The following is a 6733-nucleotide window of genomic DNA, read 5'->3' as shown; positions in this document are numbered from 1 at the left end:
GCCTGCAAGGCCGCGCCGGCCTCCAGATCGACGGCAATTCGGATGGCTTCCGCCCGATCGCCACCGCCTACTATGTCCACGATTTCGAGGATCGACCGGGTGTGGTGACCGCAACACTGGCCGGTGGCACGGGGGCGACCGCGTCCTTCCTGGTCGCAGGGCAGGACCATGACTGGGCCGAAATCGGCGCCGGTGTCGCCTATGGCAACGGCCCGGTCGAATTCAGCCTGGGTGCCGACACGACGATCGGCCGCGACGATGTTCGCAACCAGTCCTATCGCGGCGCGATGCGCATCCGCTTCTGACCGCAATGGCGGCACGGATCCTGATCCGTGCCGCCATGATATCGCGCTCGATCGCCAGATGAGGCACGCGCACCAGCGCAACGCCGCCTTTGCGAACGAATGGCCAAATCTGCGATGTCCGGTTTGTGGATGGTGCCGCTTACAGGACTCGAACCTGTGACCCCCGCATTACGAATGCGATGCTCTACCAGCTGAGCTAAAGCGGCCCATGCAATCGCGACCGGCTGGTATCCGGTCGAGGAGGCGGCGCTTAACAGGCTGGATCGTGGCTGACAAGCGGCTTTGCTCTTCACGCATCGTTTACCACGCCGGGTGCACAAGGGCGCTGCACGCTGAAGGGGATTCGCACCATTATGACCGCCGGGCCCGAACTGAACGATCCTGCCGTGGCAGAGGCGTGCGAAGGCGCCGTCGATGACGTCATGTTCGATCTGGGCGGTGACGAACGTCGGATGCATGTTCGCGCGTACAACCAGTGGGTGTCGCTGCTGCGGGGGCGTTCCTATCCGTCGATCGAGGATCTGAACCCCGCCGCCATCGAGGGTTTCAGTGCCCATTCGGTGCTGCTGGATTTCACTCAGGCGGTGGAAGATCCCAACATCGCCTTTATCGGCCGCGCCTTGCGGGAGGAATGCGGCCTGGAGCTCACGCCCCGGCGGGTGGCGGAGGTGCCGGCCCGCTCGCTGCTGTCGCGCCTGACCGACCATTATCTGCAGATCATCGCCAACCAGGCGCCGATCGGGTTCGAGGCCGAATTCACTAATACGCGCGGCCATACCACCATGTACCGGGGCATCCTGATGCCCTTCTCGTCGGATGGAACGACGATCGATTTCATCTATGGCGTGATCAACTGGAAGGAAGTGGCCGATCCGCTCATCCAGGCGACGCTCGATTCGGCGCTGGCCGCTGCGGTTCAGGCCGCTCCCGCTGCCCCCAGCGTCGCAGCGACGGTGTGGGCGGACGGGCCCAGCGGTGCGATTGCGCCCATCCTTCCTGCCGAACCGGCGCATGAGCCGGCCGAGCCGCTGACCGGGCCGCTGGTCAACCAGTTGACCCTCGCGCGCGAAAGCGCCGCTGCGGTGCGCGCCGCCGATACGCGCAGCCGCGCAGCACTGTACCGCGCGCTGGGCCGGGCGCATGATTTCGGCCTGTCGACGGAAATCGATCCCGAGGGCTATGCCGGGCTGCTCGCCGATGCCGGCCTGACCGTACAGGTCCGCGCGCCGATGACGCCGATCGTCAAGCTGGTCTTCGGCGCCGATTACGACAAGACGCGCCTCGCCGAGTTCGCCGCGGTCCTGCAGCACGCCCGCCGCCATGCCGTGCCGGCTGGCGCGCTGCCTGCGTTCCTGACCGAACTGGCCGGCGGGGTGAAGGCGATCGTTGCGGCAGAGCGCGAGTTGCGCGGTGCCAAGGGGGCCGGCCCTGCTCCACGCCCCGTGGCCGAACGTCAGGTCATCGGCCGGGCGGCGCTGGATGGCGGCGCGGTGGCGATGCCCGGCGACACGGTGATCCTCGTCGCACGCGTCGGGGCGGACGGCATGCTGGAGATCGTCGGATCGGTTCAGGATGACGAGGCGCTGGCCGACCGTGTATTGCGAGCGGCGGACTGAATATTACGTTGCGGCGCAACATTTTTTCGCACTGCCGCAAGCCTTGAGTACGCGATAGGGGACGCGTAGGGCTGGCCACCATGGCATCGAACCCGTCGCAACCGCTCGCCGCAGCGATCGCTGCCCGCCTCGCTCCCCACCTGACGCGTGGCGCGCTTCCCGGAGAACTTCAGGGCTTTGGGCCGGATGAGGTGGCGAACGCCGCTGCCTTCATCGCCGCGGCGGCGGCGACCCGCAAGCCCGGCTGCCCGGCGATCGCGCTGGAGGTGATCGCCGGCGACGACACGCACCGTCACATGCGCCTTGCGGTCATCAACGACGACATGCCCTTCCTGGTCGACTCGGTCGCCGCCGCGATCGGCGCGCAGGATCTGGCGATCGACCGCGTCATCCATCCGATCGTCCCCGTCACGCGCGACGCACAAGGCCAGTTGATCGACATCGGCGCCGACAAGGGCAGCGGTACGCCCGAATCGATGATCTACCTGGAGATGGAACGGGCCGATGCCCGCGACCGTCGCGGGCTGGTCGACGAACTGCACGCGGTGCTGGCCGATGTCCGCGCGGCCGTGACCGACTGGCGCGCGATGCAGGCCGCCGTCGCCGCCGATGCCGACAGACTGGAAGCGCAAGGCATCGGTGGCGAGGGCGCCGCGCTGCTCCGCTGGTTCATCGATGGCAAGCTGACGCTGCTCGGCCATGAACGCTGGTTCGCCGATGGCCGCCCCGGCGAGGCGCTGGGCATCGCCACCCTGTCGCGCACCGTGCCGATCCTGGCGGACAGCTCCCGCCAACTCGCGCTGCAATGGTTCGCTGATGGTGGCGAGGCGCCGTTGCTGCTGAAGTCCAACGCGATCGCCGCGGTCCATCGCACCGTGCCGCTTGATCTGGTGGTGGTGCCGATCCGCGAAGACGGCGCGATCACCGGCCTGTCGATCCATGCCGGCCTATGGACCTCCGCCGCGCTTGCCACGCCGCCCAAGGACGTGCCGATGCTGCGCACCCGCATGGCGGCGCTGGAGGCCAAGTTCGGCTTCGATCCGCGCGGCCATACCGGCAAGGCGCTCGCCCACGCGCTTACCGTGTTGCCGCACGACCTGATCGCCGCATTCCAGTCGGAGGCGCTGGAGGAGCTGGCGCTGACCGCGATGTCGCTGGCCGATCGGCCGCGCCCCGCGCTGGTTCTTGTTCGCTCCGCGCTCGGCCGGCATCTGTTCGGCTTCGTCTGGCTGCCGCGCGACGACCTCACCACCGGTCGCCGCGTCGCCATCGGCGAGATGCTGGCGGAAGCGGCGCAGGGCCGCGTCCTCAACTGGTCGATCGCGTTGGAGGACGGCGTCGTCGCCCTGCTCCGCTACACCATCGATCTGCGCGGGGAAGGCCGCCTGCCCGATATCGAACCGCTGGCCGACCGGCTGCGCCGCATGGTGCGCGGCTGGGTACCCGATGTCGAGGCGGCACTGGCCGAGCAGCTTCCGGCGCCCCGCGCCGCGCGTCTGGCGCTGCGCTGGGCGGACACCTTCTCCGCCAATTATCGCAACGTCAGCAGCCCGGCCGAGGCCGCGGCCGACATCCTGCGCCTGAGCGCGCTGGAAAGCCCCGCCGACCGCTCGGTCCGCCTGTTCCCCGCCGCCCCCGGCGCGGAACGGCAATTCAAGATCTACAAGCTGGGCGGCGCGCTTGGCCTGTCTGATGCGGTGCCCGCGCTGGAGAATTTCGGCTTTCGCGTCATCGGCGAATTGCCGACCCGGCTGGAGGACGAGACCGAGGCCTTCGTTCACGACTTCGTGGTCGAATCGGATGCCGGCGCCGATCCCAATGATGCCGAAATGCTGGAAGGCGCCATCGCCGCGGTGCTGGAGGGCAAGGCGGAGAATGACGCGTTCAACCGCCTGATCGTCGATGTCGGCCTGTCGCCACGCGCAGTGGTGCTGTTCCGCGCCTGGTTCCGCTATCTGCGTCAGGCGGGGCTCACCTATGGTCTCGCCACCGTGGTCGATGCGCTGCGCCGTGCGCCTGTGCTGGCGGCGGCGCTGGTCGATCGCTTCACCGCCGCGCATGATCCCGCCGGCGGTGGCGATCTGACAGAGGCGGATGCCGCGATCGAGCGCGGGCTGGATGCCGTCTCCGCCATCGACGACGACCGTATCCTGCGCAGCTTCCGCGACCTGATCGCCGCCACGCTGCGCACCAACGCCTTTGCCCCCGCCGCGGCCGAGGCGCTGGCCTTCAAGCTGGACAGCCACCGCATCCCCGGCCTGCCCGCGCCGCTGCCGTGGCGCGAGATCTGGGTCTATTCCCCCCGCGTCGAGGGCATTCATCTGCGCGCCGGCCCCGTCGCGCGCGGTGGCCTGCGCTGGTCCGACCGGCGCGACGACTTCCGTACCGAGATTCTGGGCCTGATGAAGGCGCAGCGCGTGAAGAACGCGGTGATCGTGCCGACCGGGGCCAAGGGCGGCTTCTATCCCAAACAGCTTCCCTCCCCCGCGATCGATCGCGACGCCTGGTTTGCGGAAGGGCGGGAAAGCTACCGCATCTTCATCCGGTCGCTGCTATCGATCACCGACAACATCGTCGACGGCGCGGTGGTCCATCCAGAATCGGTACGCATCCTCGATGGCGAGGATCCGTATTTCGTGGTCGCGGCGGACAAGGGCACCGCTACCTTCTCCGACGTGGCCAATGCCATCGCGATCGAACGCGGCTTCTGGCTGGGCGATGCCTTTGCCAGCGGCGGCAGCCAGGGCTACGACCACAAGGCGATGGGCATCACCGCCAAGGGCGGCTGGGTCTCCGTCCAGCGCCATTTCGCCGAGCGCGGCGTGGACGTACAGGTCGATCCGATCACCGTCGTCGGTTGCGGCGACATGTCCGGCGACGTGTTCGGCAACGGCATGCTGTTGTCCAGGGCGATCAAGCTGGTCGCCGCCTTCGACCACCGCCATATCTTCATCGATCCCGCGCCCGATCCCGCAGCCAGTTGGGAAGAGCGCGCACGCATGTTCGCCCTGCCCCGCTCCAGTTGGGCCGATTACGATGCGTCGCTGATCTCGGAGGGTGGCGGCGTCTTTGCCCGCACCGACAAGCGCATTCCGCTTTCGCCCCAGGCGCAGGCGGCCCTCGGCATCACGGCCGAGGCGATGGAGCCCACGGCGCTGATCTCCGCGATCCTGAAGGCGCCGGCCGACCTGCTCTGGTTCGGCGGCATCGGCACCTATGTGAAGGCCGCGTCGGAAAACAACGCCGCGGTCGGCGATCCCGCCAACGACCGTCTGCGCGTCGATGCCGAGCAATTGCGCGTCACCGCGATCGGTGAAGGCGCCAATCTTGGCGTCACCCAGGCGGCGCGCATCGCCTTTGCCGGCATCGGGGGGCGCATCAACACCGATTTCATCGACAATTCGGCCGGTGTCGACTGTTCGGATAATGAGGTGAACATCAAGATCGCGCTCAACCGCGAACTGATCGAGGGCCGCCTGGTCGAGGCGGACCGCAACGTCCTGCTCGCCGAGATGACCGACGATGTCGCGCATCTGGTGCTGGAGGATAACCGTCTTCAGACGCTCGCACTGTCGATCGCGGAAGCGGACGGTGCCGCTGCGATGCCCAGCTATGTCCGCCTGATCGAGATGTTCGAACAGTCCGGCCGGCTCGACCGCGTGGTGGAGGGGCTGGATGCGCCCGACATCCTGCTGCGCCGGGGCCAGGACGGGCATGGCCTGTCGCGTCCCGAGCTTGCCGTGCTGCTCGCCACCGCCAAGCTGACGCTGCAGGACGCCATCGAGACCGCAAGGCTGGGCACCGAGCCCGATCTCGCCCCCGACCTCTACGCCGCCTTCCCGCCCGCGATGCGCACCCGTTTCGCTGACGCCATCGAGGCACACCGCCTGCGCGGCGAGATCGTCGCCACCAAGCTCGCCAACCGCCTCGTCAATCGCCTGGGCATCCTCTTCCCCTTCGAAATCGCCGAAGAAGAAGGCGCAGGCATGGCGGACATCGCCGCGATGTTCGTGGTTGCCGAGCGCCTGTTCGATCTGCCGACGCTCTGGGCCGAGGTCGAGGCGACCGCGATGCCGGAGGCGGCGCGCATTGCGGTATTCGAGGAGATCGCCTTCGTCACCCGCTCGCAGATCGCCGACCTGCTGCGCGTCACGCCGGCAGGCACGACGCCCGGCGCCGCGCTCGATCGGTTGGCACAGGGTCTGGCGCATCTCGATACCCAGACCCCCAGCCTGCTGCTCGAAGAAGCGCGCGCGCAAAGCAGCCGCATCGCAAACGAACTGGAAGCCAAGGGTGCGCCCACCGCACTGGTCCGCAAGGTCGTCCGCCTGTTCGAGCTGGACGGTGCCGTCGGCCTTGCAGATCTCGGCCGTCGTTTGTCGCTGGACGAGGTGGTGCTGGCCCGCGCCTTTACCCGTCTCGGCCAGGCGCTCGGGCTGGACTGGGCGCAGGCCAACGCCGCACGCATCACCCCCAGCGATCCGTGGGAGCGCCTGTTGATCGCCGGTCTGGCGCGGGATTTCCAGCAACTGCGTCTGGAATTTCTCGGCCGTCATGCCGGCACCGACCCGGAGGCGGCGGTGGAACAGTGGCTGGCCGCCCGTGCCAGCCGCGTCGGTCAGTTCAAGGCGGTGATCGACCGCGCGCGCAACGCGGCCCAGCCCAACGCCGCCATGCTCGCCCAGATCGCCGGCCAGGCCCGCGTGCTGCTGGGTCGCTGATCCGGACAGGGTAACAGTGGGCTATACAGCCCTCATCAGAGGTGGCTCGGGGAATTTGAACAGCGGGGATAAGTGGATTGCCGGTCTGACA

The 6733-nt window shown here is 68.1% G+C and carries 3 protein-coding genes and 1 tRNA gene; 3 read left to right on the top strand and 1 reads right to left on the bottom strand.

The genetic code is table 11. The features are described 5' to 3' along the window. A partial coding sequence (locus Q0U08_RS16065) for an autotransporter domain-containing protein (protein WP_298092564.1) occupies positions 1-305 on the top strand: 305 nt, incomplete at its 5' end. Positions 306-435: 130 nt separating this feature from the next. On the opposite strand, the gene Q0U08_RS16060 is transcribed toward Q0U08_RS16065, so the two are convergent. Continuing rightward, a tRNA-Thr gene (locus tag Q0U08_RS16060) sits at positions 436-511 on the bottom strand. A 147-nt stretch (positions 512-658) separates the two neighbouring features. Here Q0U08_RS16060 and Q0U08_RS16055 point away from each other — a divergent pair. Both Q0U08_RS16055 and Q0U08_RS16050 read left to right on the top strand, forming a co-directional pair. Next, the gene (locus tag Q0U08_RS16055) at positions 659-1921 is read left to right on the top strand and encodes a hypothetical protein (RefSeq protein ID WP_298092563.1); all 1263 of its coding nucleotides are present in this window, start codon (positions 659-661) and stop codon (positions 1919-1921) included. 80 nt (positions 1922-2001) lie between these two features. Then, positions 2002-6642, top strand: a complete 4641-nt coding sequence (locus tag Q0U08_RS16050) for an NAD-glutamate dehydrogenase domain-containing protein (protein ID WP_298092562.1) — start codon at positions 2002-2004, stop codon at positions 6640-6642. The last annotated feature ends 91 nt before the right edge of the window (positions 6643-6733 follow it).

Origin of the sequence: uncultured Sphingomonas sp. (assembly GCF_946477935.1) — a bacterium.
Taxonomy (GTDB): Bacteria; Pseudomonadota; Alphaproteobacteria; order Sphingomonadales; family Sphingomonadaceae; genus Sphingomonas.
This window is presented reverse-complemented; position numbering and strand designations above follow the sequence as displayed.